At 68.0% G+C, this 19,917-nt stretch carries 12 protein-coding genes and 1 tRNA gene; 5 read left to right on the top strand and 8 right to left on the bottom strand.

The annotated features are described in order from the left end of the window. Positions 1–125 precede the first annotated feature (125 nt). Entirely contained in the window at positions 126–3,308 is a 3,183-nt protein-coding gene (locus A9X00_RS05555) for an adenylate/guanylate cyclase domain-containing protein (RefSeq protein ID WP_067150206.1), read from the top strand. A 102-nt stretch (positions 3,309–3,410) separates the two neighbouring features. Here the strand turns inward: A9X00_RS05555 and A9X00_RS05550 are convergent, their stop codons facing one another. Further along, a complete protein-coding gene (locus A9X00_RS05550; RefSeq protein ID WP_067150204.1) occupies positions 3,411–6,032 on the bottom strand; it encodes a LuxR C-terminal-related transcriptional regulator in 2,622 nt (873 codons plus the stop codon). 157 nt (positions 6,033–6,189) lie between these two features. Between A9X00_RS05550 and A9X00_RS32710 the strand changes: the two genes are divergently transcribed. Continuing rightward, on the top strand, positions 6,190–7,179 hold the full coding sequence (locus A9X00_RS32710; protein ID WP_082974709.1) for a PE family protein: 990 nt from the start codon (positions 6,190–6,192) through the stop codon (positions 7,177–7,179). 35 nt (positions 7,180–7,214) lie between these two features. On the opposite strand, the gene A9X00_RS05540 is transcribed toward A9X00_RS32710, so the two are convergent. After that, a complete protein-coding gene (locus A9X00_RS05540; protein ID WP_067150199.1) occupies positions 7,215–8,660 on the bottom strand; it encodes a NarK/NasA family nitrate transporter in 1,446 nt (481 codons plus the stop codon). 204 nt (positions 8,661–8,864) lie between these two features. Continuing rightward, a complete protein-coding gene (locus tag A9X00_RS30560) occupies positions 8,865–9,260 on the bottom strand; it encodes a hypothetical protein (RefSeq protein ID WP_197515067.1) in 396 nt (131 codons plus the stop codon). A 64-nt stretch (positions 9,261–9,324) separates the two neighbouring features. Here A9X00_RS30560 and A9X00_RS05530 point away from each other — a divergent pair, with 64 nt between their 5' ends. Next, complete coding sequence (locus tag A9X00_RS05530) at positions 9,325–9,954, top strand: TetR/AcrR family transcriptional regulator (RefSeq protein WP_369830719.1); 630 nt, start codon at positions 9,325–9,327, stop codon at positions 9,952–9,954. Position 9,955: 1 nt separating this feature from the next. On the opposite strand, the gene A9X00_RS05525 is transcribed toward A9X00_RS05530, so the two are convergent. The 5 genes from A9X00_RS05525 to A9X00_RS05505 form a co-directional block, all read right to left on the bottom strand. Next, positions 9,956–10,912 carry a carbon-nitrogen hydrolase family protein gene (locus A9X00_RS05525; protein ID WP_067150189.1) on the bottom strand — a complete coding sequence of 319 codons (957 nt, stop codon included), beginning with the start codon at positions 10,910–10,912 and terminating at the stop codon, positions 9,956–9,958. A gap of 91 nt (positions 10,913–11,003) precedes the next feature. Beyond that, a complete protein-coding gene (locus A9X00_RS05520; protein WP_067150188.1) occupies positions 11,004–11,909 on the bottom strand; it encodes a YgcG family protein in 906 nt (301 codons plus the stop codon). 108 nt (positions 11,910–12,017) lie between these two features. Beyond that, positions 12,018–12,623, bottom strand: a complete 606-nt coding sequence (locus tag A9X00_RS05515; RefSeq protein WP_067150186.1) for a hypothetical protein — start codon at positions 12,621–12,623, stop codon at positions 12,018–12,020. Next, positions 12,616–14,244: a pyruvate, phosphate dikinase gene (locus A9X00_RS05510; protein WP_067150183.1), complete on the bottom strand. Its 1,629-nt coding sequence runs from the start codon at positions 14,242–14,244 to the stop codon at positions 12,616–12,618. The genes A9X00_RS05515 and A9X00_RS05510 overlap by 8 nt, the downstream gene beginning before the upstream one ends. Positions 14,245–14,587: 343 nt before the next feature. Further along, positions 14,588–14,658, bottom strand: a tRNA-Cys gene (locus A9X00_RS05505). A 157-nt stretch (positions 14,659–14,815) separates the two neighbouring features. Here A9X00_RS05505 and A9X00_RS05500 point away from each other — a divergent pair. Both A9X00_RS05500 and A9X00_RS32705 read left to right on the top strand, forming a co-directional pair. Then, positions 14,816–15,802, top strand: a complete 987-nt coding sequence (locus A9X00_RS05500) for a glycoside hydrolase family 6 protein (protein ID WP_067150181.1) — start codon at positions 14,816–14,818, stop codon at positions 15,800–15,802. 147 nt (positions 15,803–15,949) lie between these two features. Beyond that, on the top strand, positions 15,950–19,888 hold the full coding sequence (locus A9X00_RS32705) for a PE domain-containing protein (RefSeq protein WP_067150179.1): 3,939 nt from the start codon (positions 15,950–15,952) through the stop codon (positions 19,886–19,888). Positions 19,889–19,917: the final 29 nt, after the last annotated feature.

Genomic DNA, 19,917 nt, shown 5'->3' with positions numbered 1-19,917 from the left:
GACACTGTCAAGGTTTGGGGCGCGCCGCGCGCAACAACCCTGCTCAGAAGCCACCAAGATCTTTGGTGAACGTCCTATTCTTGGGCAATTGGGGTAGTCGGGGCCCCTGGATCGGTGGTGCTCGGATGACGGCGGGCGTGGCATGCGGGTCGTGCGGCACTGGCCTGCAGGAGAGCGCCAAGTTCTGCCACGAGTGTGGTGCCCCGACTTCGGTGTCGCCTGACACAGCGAAGTACAAGCAGGTGACGGTGCTGTTCGCCGACGTGGTGCGGTCGATGGACCTCGCGGGGGCCGTGGACATCGAGCGGTTCCGCGAAATCATGACCCAGCTGGTGGAGTGCTCGGCGGCGGTGGCGCGGCGCTATGGCAGCGGACTGGTCGAGTACACCGGCGACGGGGTGATGGCGCTGTTCGGCGCCCCAGTTGCGTTGGAGGATCACGCCTTTCGGGGGTGCCTTGCCGCATTGGCCATTCAGGAAGAGGCCAGCCGGTTGGCGGACGAGGTGGCCCGACGCGATGGCATGGCGTTCCGGTTGCGGGTGGGACTCAACTCGGGTCGGGTGATCGCCGGTGAGGTTGGGTCGCGGTGGTTGAGATACGCCGCGACGGGCGAGACGGTCGGGTTCGCACACCGAATGGAGTCGGTGGCGCCCCCCGGCGGCGTGATGGTCTCGGAATCGACCGCGCGGCTGGTCGAACACGCCGTGACGCTGGCCGAACCGGAATGGCTGCGCATCAAGGAGGCCGACGAACCGGTGCGCGCGCGCCGACTGCTGGCCATCCGCCCCCGCGATGGCCTGGTCCGCAGGGCCGAGGCCAGCCTCGTCGGTCGGCGCTGGGAGATGGCCACCCTCGACGCCACGGTAAACCGCGCGATCGGGGGTAACGGCGGTGTCGTGGGAGTGACGGGACCGCCGGGCATCGGCAAGAGCCGAGTAGCCCGCGAGGTTGCCGCGCTGGCCGCCGGTCGCGGCGTCGAGGTCTATTGGGCGTTCTGCGAGTCGCACGCCCGCGACATTTCCTTCGGTGTGGTGGCGCGACTGCTGAGGTCCGGGATGGGCGTGGCCGAGCTCGACGGCGACACCGCCCGGACAAAAGTGCGACGGCAGATTCCGGATGCCGACCCGCAGGATGTGCTGCTGCTTGAGGATCTGCTCGGCATCGCCGACCCGAAAGTGCCCCTCCCCCAGATCAACCCCGATGCGCGGCGGCGCCGATTGACCACACTGATCAACATGACGACGCTGGCACGCACCCGACCGGCGCTGTTCCTCATCGAGGACGCGCACTGGATCGACGCGGTCAGCGAGTCCATGCTGGCCGATTTCCTCACCGTCATTGCCGACACCCCGTCGATGGTGTTGATCACCTACCGCCCGGAATATGAGGGAGCGCTCACGCGGGTGCATCGCGCCCAGACGATAGCGCTTGCCCCACTGGGTGATTCGGACGCCGCGACGCTGATCGGTGAGCTGCTCGGTGATGATCCCTCGGTCGCCGAACTGGCCACAAACATCGCCGAACGGGCCGCCGGCAACCCGTTTTTCGCCGAGGAAATGGTGCGCGAATTGGTGCAGCGCGAGGTGCTGGCGGGCAAGCGCGGCGCCTACGTATGTCGGTCGAATGCCGCCGACGTCAGCGTGCCGGCCACGGTGCAGGCGGCCATCGAGGCGCGCATCGACCGGCTGGATACCGCGTCCAGGCGGACGTTGACCGCGGCCTCGGTGATCGGAGCTCGCTTCGGGACGGAGCTGCTGGCAGCGCTCAAGGTCGATGCGGTGTTCGACGAGCTGCTGGGCGCGGAGCTGATCGAACAGGTGCGATTCATACCGAGCGCCGAGTACGCCTTCTGTCATCCGCTCATCCGCGCGGTGGCCTACGAATCGCAACTGAAATCCGACCGCGCCCAGTGGCATCGGCGCCTGGCCACCGCCATCCAAGAACGTGCGCCCGGCTCAGTGGAGGAAAACGCGGCGCTGATCGCCGAACATTTGCAGGGCGCGGGCGAGCTGCGCGAGGCATACGGCTGGCACATGCGCGCCGCCGCGTGGTCCACCAACCGCGATCTGAACGCCGCCCGAGTCAGCTGGCAACGGGCAAGCCAGCTCGCCGACGCGCTGCCCGCCGACGACGCCGACCAGCCGTCGATGCGCATCGCCCCCCGCACCATGCTGTGTGCCACCGACTGGCAAGGACGAGCATTCTCCGAAATCCGCGGCCGCTTCGCCGAACTGCGCGAGTTGTGCACCGCTGCCGGGGACAAGGTCTCGCTGGCCATCGGCATGACCGGGCTGGCCACCGAGCTCCTCTACGTTGGGCGCCCGGGTGAGCGATCGCGGCTGGTATCCGAACAGATGGCGCTGCTGGAATCGATCGGAGATCCCGACTTGACGTCGGGATTGGCCTTCGTAGCGTTCGCCAACTGGTTCAATGACGGTGAATTCGGCGAGATCCTGCGGTGGTCACAGACCGTCGTCGACCTGGCCGACGGCGACCCCGCCAAGGGCGCCGGCTTCGGTCTGGGATCGCCGCTCGCAGTGGCGATGGCATTACGCGGCCTTGCTCGGTGGTGGCTGGGCCGCCCCGGATGGCGCCAGGACTTCGATGACGCCGTCGCGATGGCCCGCAACAGCGACGGGGCGAGCCTTGGCGTCGTCCTCGCGTGGACCTACGGCGCGGGGGTTCGCTATGGGGTGGTTCGGGCCGATGACTCCGTAGTGCGCACGATCGAGGAGGCGGTGCAGACCGCCCAAAGGGCGAGCAGCGATATCGCATTGATCTTCGCCGAGTACGCATTGGGTTCGGTGCTGCTGCACCGGGACAGTGCGGCCGACCGTCGCCGCGGGCTGGAGATCGTGTTGCGGGCCCGCGAGTGGCAGCGCGAGCGTATGCCCACCCTTGTCGCGAACAGCGAGTTGATGGCCGCCCAAGAGATGGCAAAGCGCGCCGACCGCGATGCTGCCCTTACTGCGATACGTAAAGCCGTGGAAGAGCTGTGCCGGGAGGAACGGATCGGGTATTGCGTTTGGGGCATCGGCGTTCTGGTGGAGACGCTGCTGGAACGTGGCGCCGAGGGCGACCTGGCCGAGGCCCAAGAGGCGATGGACCGATTGGCGAACCTGCGGCCAGACGACGTTTGGGCGATTCGCGAAATCACGCTGCTGCGACTGCGCGCGCTACTGGCCGGGGCCCGCGGCGACGCGAATGCTTACCGGGACTTGGTGGGGCGCTATCGCGCGATGGCGGAATCCCTTGGCTTCGAGGGACACATCGCCTGGGCCGAGGCGATGATCCCCGGCACGGAATAGGCGCCGGTGCCGTCGGCAGAGTTCGTTGCCCATCTGAGCAGCGTGCAGACGATCGCGCGGCGGCGAATCAGTATGGCGATGCCGAAATCAATACCGGCGATGTCACTCTTTTCCTGCCCCACGGGCGGGTATCAGGGCGGCGAGTTCGTCGCGGGTGGTGGTGCCGGTCTTCGACATGGCCCGGTAGATGTGGCTTTCGACGGTGCGTACGGAAACGGTCAGCCTCTCGGCGACTTCGCGGTTGGACAACCCCGCACCGATCAGCATCACGATCTCTCGTTCGCGATCGGTGAACGGAACGGGTTCGCTTGCCTGGCGAAGCGCCGGAGTCCACACGCCGCCGCACTGTTCGGCCAGCGCCTCCGCCCGCGCCGCACATCCCAAGGCCGATCCCCGTCGGCCCCGGCTGCGATGTGCGAGGGCGGCTTGGGCGGCGGCATCGACGGCGGCGACGAGGTCGCCCATCCGCTCGAATTCTTCCGATACCGCGGCCAATTCGGCGGCATCGCCGGCATTCAGGGCCGCCGAGAACCGCGCGGCGACACCGACACGCGGTCCCTCGACGATCGCTTCGAGGTCGCGCAATCTGCGTAGGCCCGAACGGTCACCGAACTGGGTGGCGGTCTGCAGGCAGACCACTTCCACCGCGAATCTCCCCTTGGCTGAGGCCCTTTCGGCCGCCGACAGCAACACGGTGATGGCCTCGCTGACGGCACCCTGGGCGGCGGCCAGCCACGCTCGGGCCAGGCTCCGTTCAAAGTCGAGCGACCGGAAAGGACGCCGCTGTTTGTTGAGCGCGCCAAGTACAGAAGCTGCCTCCGCGGTCGAACCGCGCATCGCGAGCGCCGTCGCGCGCGGGACGCTGTAGCGATATCCCCAGCCCAACGCGTGCGTGGCAAACAGCCCCACTGCCGCCTGCTCAAGCAATGCAGCCGCGGAATCAAGGCGTCCGGCACCGAGGGCGGCGCCACCCGCCACGGCCGCGCCGAGCAATTGAGCCGCCCCGGGAAGGTCGGCCGCCTGCCGGCGCACCCGGTCGGCCACCCGGAGACCGTCCGCAATCCGGCCGGCCAGCAGCAGGGCGCCGACGTGTGCGTCGGCGATGTTGAACCTCATGTGCGGAGCGTCGAAAGAGCGAGTGGCAACGGTGTATCCGGCCTCTGCGATGGCCTCGGCCTCGGCGGTGCGCCCCGAATCCGCGGCTATGGCAGCGAGCGTCCAGGCTATCTCGGGGCCAACGATGGCCGGCAGGTCGTCCAGTACCAGATTTTTCGAGGCTTGGACCGCCGTTTCCGGTTCGTCGGTCGCAAACCAGTACACCGTGAGAAACGCGTCCACATACCTGCGGGCCTGCGGCGATGCGGTGCGCGACGCCTCGTCGATGATTTCTTTGGCGCGCGCGGGATTCCCAAGCGCCCAGAGCATGTTGCTGGCCCGCAGAAACGCGAGCCTGGCGTGGTCAACTTCGGTCAACTCGCTGGCGTCTATCTCAGCGAACACGGCGTCAGCCTCATCTCCGTGACCCAGCCACGAAAGGGCATGCGCCCGAACAAATTTCGGTTCTGGCCCCGCTCCCGCGCGGATTGCCGCCACCGCAAGTCGATCGGCGAGGGCCAGATCCGCCAGCCAGACGGCGCCGTGGGCCGCCCTTACGAGGAGGCCGGCGTCCGGTGTGAGGTCGGAGCCAAGACTCAACGTGGCCCGGCGTACCAAGACCTGGATGTCGTTCCGGTTATCGGCTGCGGCGAGCTCGGCGGCGACCAGCCCGCGCAACCGTCGCAGCCGGGTGGGTGCCCCCCGCCTGCGGCGCACCTCGCTGTAGAGGGGGTGCGCCACCCGCACTTCCACGCCGCCGACGACGGGCTCAAGCGTGATCAGGCCACGGATATCGGCCTCCTCGATGGCGGCCGGATCGGTGATCCGCTGCAGGACCGCGAGTTCGATCGGCTCCCCTACGGCCAGCGTGTCGACCACATCGCCAACCGGCGCGGACAAGGCCCCAATGCGCGATTCGATCAGTTCGACCAGGCCCGGCGGCATCACCGGATCGCCGACCCATCGCCAATAGCCGTGCTCATGCACGATTCGGCCGTCACCCACCTCCTGCTCGACGATGTTGCGCAAATACAGAGCATTGCCACGAGTAAGGTTCCACAGGCGCTGAGCGGCGTCCGGGTCCACCGAACCGTCTAATGTCGCCGACAGCAGCTTGGTGGTGTCGTCGAGCGCGAGTGGCTGCAGGTCGAGCCGATCGAACTGGCTGACCTTCCACACTTCCTGCAGCGCGGCAGGAACCGGTTCACCGTCGAGAACGGTGAGTATCACTTTCGCCGCGCCGCGCTGCACGATCTGGTGCACAACGAATGTCGACAGCTCATCGAGCAGATGCGCGTCATCGACACACACCACGACGGCAGCGCCTGGGGACGCGGAGGTCAGCGACTCGATCACGCCCCGCAGCAGCTGAACGGTGTCGGTGGCACCCGACCCCGCCCACGCCGCGAAAGCGCCCAGTGGAATTGCCCGCGCCGCGGAAGTGCCGACCGCAATCCGCGCGTCCCATCCCCGTGACCCGGCCGCCGCCAAGGCCTCACGGGCAATCCGGCTCTTGCCTACGCCCGCCGCACCGCAAACAACGATGCCGGAAACATCCGGGGCCATGATGGCGGCCTCGATCGTTCGCATCTCCAGTGAGCGGCCGGTCAACGGCCACGACAAGCGCACGCGTAGAGCCTAAGAGTGCTGCGGGCGCCAGGAAGAGTAAACGGGTTACTTTTGGCGCCGTCGAACTGCCGATGCGTTAAAAAGTGCACATGCCGCGATAACACATGAATACTCTTCAAGCCGAGACGGATCGATGATCGATGCGGAGGAAACGGCAGTGTCGCTTCTGGTGGTGGCCCCCGAGGTATTGACGTCGGCCGCCGCGGATTTGGAAAGCATCGGCTCGTCGGTGAGCGCGGCGCACCTGGCGGCGGCCGTCCCGACGACGGGGATGGCGGCGGCCGCCGCCGACGAAGTCTCGCAGGCGGTGGCGTCGTTGTTCGCCGCCTACGGGCAGCAATATCAGGCGCTCAGCGCCCGGGCCGGCGCATTTCAACAGCAGTTTCTGCAGGCGCTCAACTCGGCGGCCGGCTCGTATATGGCCACCGAGGAGGCGGGGGCGTCGCTGCTCGGTGCGGTCAACGCGTCCGCCGAGGCGTTGGTGGGGCGCCCGTTGATCGGTACCGGCAGTGCCGCAGGCACGGGCGTGGCCGACGCGGCGATCAACGACCTGAACCTGCTCGCCCAGCGCGAGTTGGGCATCTACAACTTTCGTGACTGGCGCGGATGGGCCGCGTTTTTGTTGGACTACACGTGGGGCTTCGAGGGCACGGCGCTGGGCTATGGCGTGCAAGCCCTCAACGCGTTGACGCCCAACGGCGGCGGCTACGACGCCGCCTTCAGCGCGCTGGTGGGTTCCCATGTCTATCGCGGCGGCATCGGGCTGCCCGGCTTTGCCACGACGATGGGCAACGTCACCACCCATCTCGGAACCGGTCCTGGCGCCGACGACGTCATGGTCAACCACGAAGAGGTCCACGTCTGGCAGAGCAGGCTCTTCGGCCCGCTGTTCCAGACCAGTTACGGGGCTTGGGCGGTCGGCGGCTACTTCGTGGGGACCGGCTACTGGTTACTGCACCCGAACCTGGACTGGTTCAGCCTGGTCGAGACGGCGTCGTACTACGACAACCCGTGGGAGGTATGGGCCTACGCCAACGACAACAACTGGCCGCCGCCGGGCGCGAACCCGGCGCTGCTGTGGCCGGCCTGGACCGACCCGGTGCTGCTCTCGCCGATCTGGATGGAGCCGATCAAGCCGTTCTTGTAGCCGACTCGCTCAACCCTGTTGGCTTCCAACCAATTTCACGCGGCCGGTGCGAACGCTTCGCCGGCCAGGGCGGCTTTCGCTTCGCGTTTCGTGCCGGGGGTGCGCACGTACGCGAACCATGTGATCACCGCGCACAACACGTAGAAGCCCAGGAAGACCCAGAACGCCGTCGTCGCCGATTTCGCGGGCGAGAGGTACGACGCCCGCAGCACCACGTTGATGCCGACGCCGCCGAGCGCGCCGATGGCGCCGGCGATTCCGATGAGCGCGCCCGACATCCGGCGCGACCAGTCGGCCTTCTCGGCCGGGTCAAGCCCGTCGTTGCTCTGCGCCTTGGCGTCGAAGATCGACGGGATCATCTTGTAGACCGAGCCATTTCCGATTCCGGACAGGATGAACAGTGCGACGAACCCGGCCACGTAGGCAATCAGAACGCCGCCGGACGGGGCGCGATGCTTGGCGTCGGCCATCGCACCGAAGCCCACCAGCCAGCCGGCCGCGGCGATCATCGTGGCGAACGTGTACAGCGTGACCTTGCTGCCCCCGATCCGGTCGGACAGCCAACCGCCCACCGGCCGCACGATCGAACCCAGCAGAGGCCCGATGAACGCGATCTGCGCCGCGTGCAGCGCCGCCTGTGCCGTCATCGCCGGAGTCACCTTGCCGCCGTGACTGAGGTTGGCCAGGAAGCTGATTTGAAGCACCTGTCCGAATGCGAACGAAAAGCCGATGAACGATCCGAACGTGCCGATGTAGAGCACCGCGATCAGCCACGAATCGCGGTATGCCATCACGTCGATCATCGAGCGGCCGTTGGTGCGCTGGTTGGTCAGGTTGTCCATGAACAGCGCGGCTCCGACGGCGGCGACCGACAGGAGAACCAGATACACCGCGCACACGAAGTGCGGGGAACGGTTGCCCGCGGTCGCGATTACCAGCAGCCCGACGACCTGGATCATCGCGACGCCGATGTTTCCGCCACCGGCGTTAAGACCCAGCGCCCACCCTTTGAGCCGCTGCGGATAGAAGGCATTGATGTTCGTCATCGACGAGGCAAAGTTGCCCCCACCCAACCCGGCCACCGACGCCACGACCATGAACGTCGTGTAGGACGTGTGCGGGTGGGCCATGTAGTAGAGCGTCAACGCCGTCGGGATGACGAGCACTATCGCGGAGAACACGGTCCAGTTGCGCCCGCCGAACGTTGCGGTCGCGAACGTGTAGGGCAGGCGCAGGATCGCTCCGATCAGCGTCGGCATCGCGACCAGAAAGAACTTTCCGGCGGCATCGATGTGGTAGACGTTCTGCGGCATGAAAAGGACCATCACCGACCAGATCGACCAGACCGAAAACCCGACGTGCTCGGCGAAGATGGACCAGATCAGGTTGCGGCGGGCGATCTTGGCTCCGCCGTTGTTCCAGGCGTCGACGTCTTCGGCGTCCCAGTCGTCGATCGTGTGTTGGCGCGTCTTTAGCGGCATGCGAGCACCGTAAGAAAGTGTTGTTGCGGCAAGGCTTGCTCACGATGACCTACTTGCTACAAGCCACTCACAAAACTGCACTTGGGCGCTGTGAGGTGGGCGCTGGCAGCGGGCGCGGCTCAGTCTCTCGCGAAGCGGTTGCCGGTGACCTTTTGCGCGTCCCGGCTGCAAGAGGCACACCGAAAATCGTTGTGGTCCTTGCGGTCAGCGAGTCGACGGCTGCCGGTCGGCACTGTGGCGGCGTCCCAGCAGCACGCACAACACCGCGAGTCCCGCCAGCAGCGGGTGAACGACGCGATCGCGCGTGTCGACCGGCACCACGCCCACCAGGTCGGTGCCGTGAAATGCCTCAAGCCCGGTGGCCAGGGCATAGACGAGTCCGACCGTCAGGACGGCCGCGGACGCGGCTCGGGGGTAGGCGATACCGACCGCGAGCACGACGACCATCGCCAGCTGCCAGACCGATCGCCAGCCGTCTCCGGGCAAGTCGAAGCAGGCCCCCGCCACCAACGTTGAGGTGGCGCGCACCCCGAGAAATAGCGCGATGACCACGCAATACCAGCGTGGGGCGCTCGCCGTGCCCGTCCAGCCAGAGCTCATCGGAAGCTCCTCTCAGTCCCGTTACTGCCAGCGCGGCAGTAACGGCTCCGACTATACTGCCACTGTGGCAATAACGGGAGTGGCTCGTGACCAAGGCTCCAGTCCCCCGCGACGGCGCCGCCGCGCCCCCGCGGAGGCTCGCGGGGAAATCCTCGAGGCGGCGGCGGGATTGCTGGCCGAACAGCCCGCTCACGCGGTCAGCGTGTCGGCGATCATGGATCGAACCACCCTGTCGCGCAAATCCTTTTACGTATATTTCCGCGACCGAGCCGAACTGATCGGCGCACTGGTGCGGCCCCTGCGTGTTGAGGCGGACGCGGCCCTGGCCCAATGGCGCCAGGCTGAGGATCCCGTCGCGGCCGGGCGCGAGGCGCTGCTGAGCGCGGCGCACACCTACCGCCGGCACGGGGCGATTCTGCGTGCGGTGTTCTGGTCGTCGGGCGACGATCCCGAGGTGGCCGCGGCCCGCTCGGCTCTGATCGACCCGGTGATCGACGTTGCCGAAGCGATCATCGACGGCGCGAACAGCAACTTTGGCGATCCCCGCGGGACCGCAACAGCGCTGGTGACCATGAACGTTCACCGACTGCTGACGTTGACCCCCGACGCCTCTGACGCGGAGGTGGATGCGCTCGTGGACACACTGGCCACGATCTGGGAACGTGCGCTTTATTCAAACCGGGGTCAGGCGTGAATTATGCTGCCGGCAGATCGGCCCGGATCGATTTGTGGGCCACGTGACGGCGGTAATAACGCCTGCCGTGCAGCCGCTGGTAGTTCCACGCGGCGGCCGGCAGGGCCCCGCGGCGGTGCAGCCAAAAGCCATCCGGCGGTAGCGCTTTCGGTGCGTAACGGCCGGCATCGATATCGGCGACGACGATGCCCGTACCCTGGTCCTTGTCACGGCTGGCGAGCACCACACCGTCGCCGCCGACAATCATGGTTCCACCCTCGAAGCGGCCGCTGTAATCGATTGGCAGCCATGGCATCCGGCATCGCAGGGCCCCGGCGTGCGCGGCGTGAAGGACGGGCGCACCGATGTAGCCGGCGAAGGATTGGGCCGCGCGCCGGGCGGTTGCGGCGTTGCGGGTTTCCATCCGGCGGAACAGGGCCGTGGGGTGCCAGCGCGGAACCGACCACCAGCCCGACCCCGTCATCGCCAGGTCGATGCGGCCGCGGAGCCGGTGCACCGTCTGCGTTCGCATGAGCTCCCAGCACACGGCGGCCCCCACCGTGAGGTCGCCGGCCGCGATCACGCCGTCGTCGTGGCCGCCGATGTAGAACGCGTTCTCCCACATGGTGGGCAGGTCCTTGTCGTGGCGGCCCACCATTCCATCCGCCGTCACCAACAAGTAGGCGTTGCGCACGTGCCCGTCGGTGTCCCTGGCCAAGAGTGACCCGCCGATCATGGCGCCGTGGCGCCGCGCCAGGCTCAGCAGCAGCTCGGTGGCCTGACCGTCTGGCGGTAACGCGGCATCGGCGAGTTCCGGCAAAAAGCCGATGCCGGTGGTGAAGAACTCCGGCAGGGCAATCACTGTCGCGCCGGCGGCTGCGGCTTCATTGACCAGGTGCTCGACGGCAGCAAGGTTGGCGTCGACGTCGGCGAGGACGGCTTCCAACTGGACGGCGGCAGCGCGCAGGGTTATGCCCATACGTCGATGGTCTACCGGCGGCGATATGTCAGCAAGGACGGCGTCACGACGATTCGCGCCATCCGGCGGGAGCCGATGGTGACCCAACCGGTCACCGCGTCGAGGCGGTACCTCGACGCCGTGGCGTGCGGTGTGCCGCCTGCACGTCGGCGTTGGCCAGCGATTGTGCCTGCGCGGCCAGCGTCGACGCCCGGTTGGCGTAGGCAATCGCTTCGGGTTCGTTTGTCGTTTCCTTGCCGCGCGCCGCTTCCAGATGCCGTTGCGCCTCTTCGAACCGGCGCTGGGCCTCGGAGCCGATGCTCTGGCGATGCCTGGCGACGTAGTCGCTGATCTGGCGCAATCTGGCGTCCGCGGTGGACAGCGCTTGCGCCAACGAGCGCGCTTCGACGTTGACCTGGCCGTCGCGAGTGTCGACCCGCTGCGCGGCGCGCCGGCGGTGACGGCGATAGAGCACGAGAGCCACCACCACGACGATCACGGCGACGATGACGCCGATCGCGATCAGCAGCCAGATGCGCTTCGACGAGCTTGGCGCTTTGTTCAAGCCGTCAGCCGCAGCGACCGCGGCACCGCTCCAGTCATTGGCGTTCACCGCCGGTTCGATTTTGTTGCTGCGCAGAGTGTTTAGCTCGGCCGCCGTGAGGCCCTCCATGTTCGGCGGCGCGGTGAACACGTACCGCTTGGTGTTCGTCGCCACGGCCAGCAGCGCGTCGTAGTCGCCCATCGCGCTCTCGCTGCGGGTTCGGTCGGCCCAGTTCTCGGGTTTGAACTTGGAGAAGTTGTCGACGTAGACCACCCAGAGTTGAATGTGCCGATCGCGATAGAGCCGGTCGATCGCAGAGCTGACCGCCGCCCGGCCGGAATTAGTCAGCGCCCCGGTGTTGTCAGTGATGTGATCGGTGAGCTTGGACGGCGGTTGCGCGCCGCCGGGTGTCGCCAGCAGCAAGCCCGCAGTGAAGATTGTCAGGACCACTCCGAACAGGCGAAGAACGCGCATAGGGGTTAATCTATGCCGTCGATCCATGCTCGGGCGGCCGGGCCTCTGGTAGGTTCGACGCCTCGGCCGAAAACCCGAGGTGCGAACTCAGAATATCTGCGGCACAGCTTAAGTCGCGTGCCCGGCTCTGGCTTCCGCCTCGCGGGTGAGGCCCGAGGCAACAATCAGCTCTTCGTGCAGTTCGAACCAGACCGTGTGGTAGGAATCGATGATCGGTCGTGCGAGCCAAGCCGTGTCGCCGGCCTTGATCTTTTCCAGGGCCGAGTTCAGTTTTGCCGCGTAGATGCCGAGCCGGGGAAGCAGGGCGGCGACGCTGGCGATGACGGGCAACACCCGCTGATGCACGCTGTCGAGACGGTCGAGGATCACGGCGTCGTATTCGGCATCGTCGTGTGAATTGGGTTGACCGTCCCTGATCTGCCAGTCCGATACCAGCGCTTTGAATTCGTTGTTGATGGCACGGAAATCGCCGTACGACGCGGCCAAGGCGTTGCGGTCAATACCCGAACGCTCCTCTGCCAGCATGGCGTTGAGCCGCTCGCGTCCCTCCGGGCTGATCCGAATAGCCTTCCCCGCGACGAGCAGCCCGTCCGAGGTCAACTGCGCTACCGTCGCCGCGACCTCGGCGGGTGCTTCGTCGAGAGTGGCGACGAGATCCGCTTCGCTGGTACGGCCTTTGAGTCGGACGGCCTGCAACACAGTCAACTCAGACATTCGTGAGTCCCTTCATGTCCTCCTTCAGTCGCAGCGCGATCAGCATCGTGGTCAGCGGACGTGGTGACGTGACGTCGGCATGACCGGCCGCCAGCGCGTCGGCCACCGCGGTCGGGGACGCATCGGCAAGCGCGTGATAGTTGCCGCTGGCATGGGCGCGAATCGGACTGATGCGGCGGGCGATCTCGGCGAGCTCGGCCAGGTCCGGCGAGTCGGTCTCTGACCACGCGGTGCGTTCCAGGACGCCCGCGCGCACTTCGCCTTCGCCGCCGTCGACGGTGATCAGCCTGCCCGCCTTGGCCGCCGCGACCCCGGCGCCGCATCCCACCACAGCCGGCCGGCCTATCTCTCGGCTGACCACCGCGGCATGCGATGTGGCACCACCTATTTCGGTGACGATGCCCTGGGCCGCCAGCATTCCCTGCACGTCGTCGGGGCTCGTCGAGGTTCGGACCAAGATGACGTCTTCGCCTGCATCGGCGGCATCGATCGCTTCGTCGATATCGGTGTAGGCCTTCCCCGACGCCACGCCCGGAGATGCTGGCAGGCCGTTCGCCAATAGCGTTGCTGCTAAACGTGTTTCGGGGTGCAGGGAGGGCGCCAGCAGCGTCTCGATGTGGTCGGGAGTCACCCGACGCAACGCCTCCGCGTCATCGATCAGGCCTTCGTGGCGCAACTGCAGGGCCAGGCGCACGGCGGCCGGAGCGGACCGCTCGGCGGCCCGGGTTTGCAGCAGCCACAGTTTGCCCTCCTCGACGGTGAACTCGATGTCCTGGACGTCGGCACCGAATCGTTCCAGTGTGCGGGCCGACGCGATGAGCTGTTCGTAGGCGATCGGTTGTTCTTCGCGCAGCGCGTCGATGGGTTCGACGTCCATGTTGCCCGAGACGACGTCCTCCCCCTGGCCATTGGCCAGCCACTCACCGAACGGCTCGTTGGCTCCCGTAATCGGATTGCGCGAGAACAAGACCCCGGCGCCCGAGTCGCGCCCCAGGTTGCCGAACACCATGGCCTGCACGACGACCGCGGTGCCGGCGTCGTCGGCCAGGCCGTGATGCGCACGGTAGCTGATGGCCCGCGGGCTGTTCCATGACCCGAAAACGGCTTCGATCGCTCCCCGCAGCTGTGCCCACGGATCGGCGGGCACCTCGCCGTGCTCGTCGCCGCTCAACACGATGCGCCGATACATTTTGACGAATCGGTCACGGGTGTCGCGCGCGAATTCCGAGGATGCGGCGCGCGCGAGTGCGTCTTCGACCGCGTCGTCGATGCCCAGGTCGAGCACCGTGTCCATCATCCCGGGCATCGACTGCGCAGCACCGCTACGAACGCTCACCAGCATCGGCCGCGGGCCGCGCCCAAACGTCCGCGACGTCTCGCGCTCAAGCCAGCGCATCTTCTCGTGCACGTCGTCCCAGATGTCGTCGAGGCAACGCTCGGGGTCGGCAAAGAATTTTGAACACACCTCAGTGCCGATGCAAAACGCCGGCGGCACCGGCAAACCTTGCCGCCGCATCGCATCGATGCCGTATCCCTTGTTGCCGAGGATCTCGCGCGGAATCCCGGCGTGACCGTCCAGGGTCACGACCAGGGGATGAGTTCCATGGGACGTTTTCGACATACGGTTAGGTTTTAGGCCGACGCGTTCCCGGCTCGTTGTCGCACAATGTCGGCCCTCACGAATGAGATTGTCCCATCCGGGCCATTCGCCGACCATTGGGTTCGTTGGAGGTACCCGCGCTGGAGTCGCGCTTCGCAAATCGCGGCGACCGCCTGTAGCGCAGAACCCCCGCGCCTCGGCCTAAAATTCCTCCGAGTCGTTGTCGTCCAACGGCTTTCCTCGCACCGGGCGTCACGCGCGAGGCCATTTTCAGCCGCATATCACCAGGGCCAGCGAATAGACGTTTCGGCCAAACGCTGGCCCTTAACCGCGGTTAAGACGCTCCCCACGGCGGCCTCTACGGAGCGAGTGACGGGATTCGAACCCGTGTATACGGCTTTGCAGGCCGCTGCCTAACCACTCAGCCACACCCGCACGAATCGCCACGATGCCAGCGCGGGCCCCGAAACCCTACGGTTTGCCTCGGCCCGATCATTTCGGTCTGGGCGCGCGGCCTCTCCGGCGACCAGGCGCACGGATCGCGCCATCACCTACGTCCGCGATCGGCGTCGCATGCTGCTAATTTCCTGGGGTGACGTTCTCAGCAACTGGCGCAGTGGCGCGATGGGTCGCCCCTTTTCTGACCGTTGCGGCGTTTCTGGCCAACCCGGTGCACGTCGGTCCCGCCTCCGCGGTGCGCTTGGCCGATGACGCCAATCCGTTGGCCGGCATGCCGTTCTACGTCAATCCCAACTCGGCGGCCATGCGCGCGGCACAGCATGCCGACCCGCCGAGTCCAGAGTTGACCGCCATCGCCAACACGCCGCAGGCGTACTGGATCGTCCCGGGCTCGTCGGCATCGACGGTCGCGAAATACACGGGCGATGCCGCGGCTTCCGGCGCCATCCCGGTCCTGGCGGTCTATGGGATCCCGCACCGCGACTGCGGCAGCTTCGCCGCGGGCGGCATGGCGACGGCCGACGACTACCGCGGCTGGATCGACGCGATCGCATCCCAGGTGGGTGGGACGCGGACGGCGATCATCCTCGAGCCCGATGCGCTCGCCATGGCCGACTGCCTGTCGGGCGACCAGCGGCAGGAACGCTACGACTTGATTCGCTACGCCGTCGACACGCTGACCCGCAATCCGGCCACGGCCGTGTACGTCGACGGTGGTCACTTGCGCTGGCACAGCGCCGAGGACATGGCCGCCCGGCTCAACAAGGTCGACGTCGCCCGCGCGCGGGGTTTCAGCCTCAACACCGCCAACTTCTACACCACCGGCGACGAAATCGGTTACGGCGAAGCCATTTCGGGGCTCACGAACGGCTCGCACTACGTGATCGACACGTCGCGCAACGGCGCCGGGCCGGCGCCCGACTCCGGGCTCAACTGGTGCAACCCCAGCGGCCGAGGACTGGGCACTCCCCCGACCACCGCCACCGCGGGCGGGCACGCCGACGCGTACCTGTGGATCAAACGTCCCGGAGAATCCGACGGAACATGCGACAAAGGTGATCCGCCCGCCGGAACCTTCGTGAGCCAGTACGCCATCGATCTGGCGCACGCGGCGGGCTAGTAGGGCCGCGTCGAGCGGTCATCGCAGCGACCTGAAGTTCGAGTCGGAGCGCCTCCATATACCGAAATGTCTGGGCTATACAGCCTGGGTCTTGTTAAATACAGTTGCCGGTTCGAGTCGCCCCGATGAACTTGAGGGGAGCCGCAGATGTCGAGTTTCGTGATCGCAGCACCGGAGGCATTAGCCGCGGCGTCGGCGGATTTGAGCGGAATCGGGGAGGCGATCAAAGAGGCCACCGCGTCGTGGGCGCCGTCGACCACGGGGATTGCCCCGGCGGCCGCCGACGAGGTATCGGCCGCGATTGCGCGGCTGTTCGGCACCTACGCGCAGACGTATCAGACGCTGGGCGCCCAGGCGGTCGCGTTTCAGCAGCAGTTCATGCAGGCCCTGAACGGCGGCGCCGGCACCTACGCGACCGCCGAGGCCACCAGTGCGGCGATTCTGCAGCTCCCCGGCCTGCAGGCGGTGGAGCGCAACCTGCTGGACACGTTCAATGCCTACTCACTGACATTTAGCGGCCGGCCGCTGATCGGCAACGGCGCCAACGCCGCCCCCGGGACCAGCGGCACCGGCGGGGCCGGCGGGTGGTTGCTCGGCTCTGGCGGCGCCGGCGGGTCCGGCGCGGCCGGTAGCCCCGGCGGGGCCGGCGGGCCCGCGGGGCTGATCGGCACGGGTGGCGCCGGCGGGGCCGGCGGTGCCGGCGCGGCCGGCGGTCCGGGCGGGCATGGCGGGTTGATATTGGGGACCGGCGGGGCCGGCGGGACCGGCGGCTTCGCCACCTTCGGGGTCGCCGGCACCGGTGGGACCGGCGGGGCCGGCGGATTGTTCGGCGCCGGCGGCCCCGGCGGGGTCGGCGGGTTCTCGTCGGCCGGGACCGGCGGAGTCGGTGGGACCGGCGGCGCCGGCGGGCTGCTCGGCGGGCTGTTCGGAGCAGGCGGCGGCGCCGGCGGGGTCGGCGGAGCCGGGGACATCGGCGGTACGGGCGGTGCCGGCGGAGCCGGCGGCATGCTGGTCGGCGCCGGTGGTGGCGGCGGCACCGGCGGGGTGGGCAGCACCGGGGCCGGCGGGGCCGGTGGACACGGCGGCGCCGGTGCCCTGCTGGTAGGTAACGGCGGTCCCGGCGGTGTCGGCGGCACCAGCTTCGGCGGCGACGGCGGGGCCGGCGGTACGGGCGGCCACTCCGGGTGGCTTCTGGGATCCGGCGGCTCGGGCGGCTCCGGCGGCAACAACTTCGGCATCGGCACCGGCGGCCACGGCGGGGCCGGCGGCGACACCGGCCTGATCGGTTTCGGCGGGACCGGCGGGGCTGGCGGGTTCGCGTCCGCCGGAGCCGGCGGGGCCGGCGGGGTCGGCGGCGCCGGCGCCCTGCTGGCCGGCGACGGCGGTGCCGGCGGGGCCGGCGCACAGGGCTTCACCGGTTTTGCCGGCGGGGTCGGCGGGGCCGGCGGTAGGGCGGTGCTGCTCGGCATTGGCGGGTCCGGCGGGACCGGCGGGCTTGGTGCACCGGCCGGCGGCACCGGCGCCGCCGGCGCGAACGGGGTTTTGATGCCGGCGGCGGTGCTCAACGTGATCAACGCTCCCAGCGTGGCCCTGACCGGACGCGCACTGATGGGCAACGGCGCCGCCGGCGCCGCGGGCAGCGGGGCCAGCGGGGCGCCCGGCGGATGGTTGCTCGGCGACGGCGGGGCCGGCGGCTCCGGCGCAAACGGACTGCCGGGCGGGGCCGGCGGGTTGTTGGGCTCCGGCGGGGTCGGTGGCCCCGGCGGGTTAACCGGTCAGTTGAGCAGCAGTCTGCGACCCGGCGCGGGCGGGGCCGGCGGGAACGGCGGGCCGCTGGGCGGGCTGTTCGGCGCCGGCGGCGGCGACGGCGGGGTCGGCGGAGCGTCCATCAACTCGGCCGGCGGGGTCGGCGGACCCGGCGGCCGCGGCGGCCCGCTATTCGGTCCCGGCGGAGCGGGCGGCGACGGCGGTTCCAGCTCGTTCAACGCCGGCGGGGCCGGCGGGTCCGGCGGGGCGGGTGGCGCGCTGTCGGGCACCGGCGGGTCCGGTGGAACCGGCGGATCCAGCATTAACGGCGTCGGTGGCCCCGGCGGAGTCGGCGCCACCGCGGGCTGGGTGGGCTCCGGCGGTGCCGGTGGCGCCGGCGGGACTTCGGGGGCGGCCGTCGGTCCAAATCCCGGCGGACAGGGCGGGGCCGGCGGCGGCGCCGGATTCGTGGGCTCCGGAGGGGCCGGCGGGCAGGGCGGATTCGCCGCGGCGGGCCCCGGCGGGGACGGCGGCCACGGCGGGAGCGGCGGGTCGCTGGTGGGCAACGGCGGTCCCGGCGCGGCCGGCGCGGACGTCGCCCCGACTTCGGGTTTCAGCGGCGGAAGCGGCGGTGGCGGCGGCAGTTCCTTCCTGGTCGGCGTCGGCGGCAACGGCGGCAATGGCGGCAACGCAGGCGCGGGGCTGTTGGGCGGCCCCGGCACGGTGGGGGCCGGCGGAACGTTGCTTGGCCGCAACGGGATTCCCGGGTTACCGATGAGCCCCAACCTGTTGGTCAACCCCGGCTTCGAAACGGCCGACCCGTCCGGATCGGGCTACAGCGGCGTGACCATTCCGGGCTGGACGGTGACCGGCACGCCGACGATCATCGCCTACGGCACCCCGCGCGGCTACCCGGGACCGTTCTCCATTCCGGACCTGCCGGGTTTCCTGGGCTTCCCCGGCAGCGCGCCCCCGGGCGGCGGCAGCAATTTCGGCGGCGGCGGGCCCGTGGCCACGTCGACCATGAGCCAGGTCGTCGACCTGAGCGCGGCGGCCGGCAAGATCAACACCGGCACAACGCCGTACACGCTGAGTGGAATGCTCGGCGGCTACCTGGGGGACCCGTCGTCGGCCTCACTGAAGGTCACCTTCCTCAACAACAGCGGGGCGGTTCTGGGCACCGGGACGACCACGTCGGTCACCTCGCTGGATCGGCTGGGAATCACCGGGTTCCAGGCACGGGATGTCTCCGGGACGATTCCGGTGGGCACCACCAAAGCCGTCGTGACCGCGACCTTCGCCGACCACAACCCCGTCCTCGGCAACTACAACAACGCCTTCGCCGACAACCTGTCGTTCACCGTCGGCGATCCGAACCTCACCGCGCCGACGCTCACCACACCGACGTCCCACGTCGGCCAGCTGGACCACGTGTTCCTGATCTACATGGAGAACCACGGCGCCGGCGACATTCTCGGCAGCCCCAACGCTCCGTACATCAACGCCCTGATCAACAGCTACGGGTACGCGAACAACTACTACGCGCTCAGCCATCCCAGCGACCCCAACTACTTCCGGATCCTGGGTGGAACGGACTACGGCATCGACGTCAACCCACCGCCGAACGTCATCTTCGGGGACAACAACCTCATGGCAAAAATGGATACTGCGGGCGTCAAGTGGGCCGGTTACGCGCAGAGCATGCCCGCCCCCGGCACCATCGTCGACTCGGGTGACTACGCCGTCGACGAATTACCGTTCGCGATGTTCAACTACGTCTACGCCAACCCCGACCCCGTCTACCTAACGACTCACCTGCTTCCGCTGGGGAATTTGAGTCATGATCTTCAAACCCCGAGCAGTGCACCGAAATTCGCGTGGATAGCCGCCAACGAGAACAACAACATGGAAGGCCCCGTCGATTTTCCGACGGGCGCTCTGAACTTCGTGGGCAGCCAGCTCACGACACACCAGTACAACATCGCGGCCGGTGACCAGTTCGTCCAGCAACAGGTGTCCACCATTCAGAGCTCGCAGACGTGGATCGACCCGGGGCAAAAGGACGTCATCATCATCACGTTCGACGAGGACTACAACAACCTGTCGCTGGGCATCGGAAACCAAGGCAACAACGTCCCGATGATCGTCATCCCGAACGCGGCCGCCGTGAACGCCGCGACCGGAGCGATGCAGTCCGGCCACTTCGTCACAAACACCCACTACGACCAGTACAGCCTGATGGCCACCATCGAAGACGCGTTAAGTCCTTCGCCGGGAGCTTTGGGACCGCTTACCGTCAACGACATGTACGCCCAACCCATGAACGACTTCTGGAAGTGATGGCCGAAACCCCGTAACGGCACACGGGC

This window comes from Mycobacterium sp. 1245805.9 (assembly GCF_001672915.1).
GTDB lineage: Bacteria > Actinomycetota > Actinomycetes > Mycobacteriales > Mycobacteriaceae > Mycobacterium.
The sequence above is the reverse complement of the archived record's forward strand: the minus strand, read 5'-3'. Positions and strand labels throughout refer to the sequence as shown.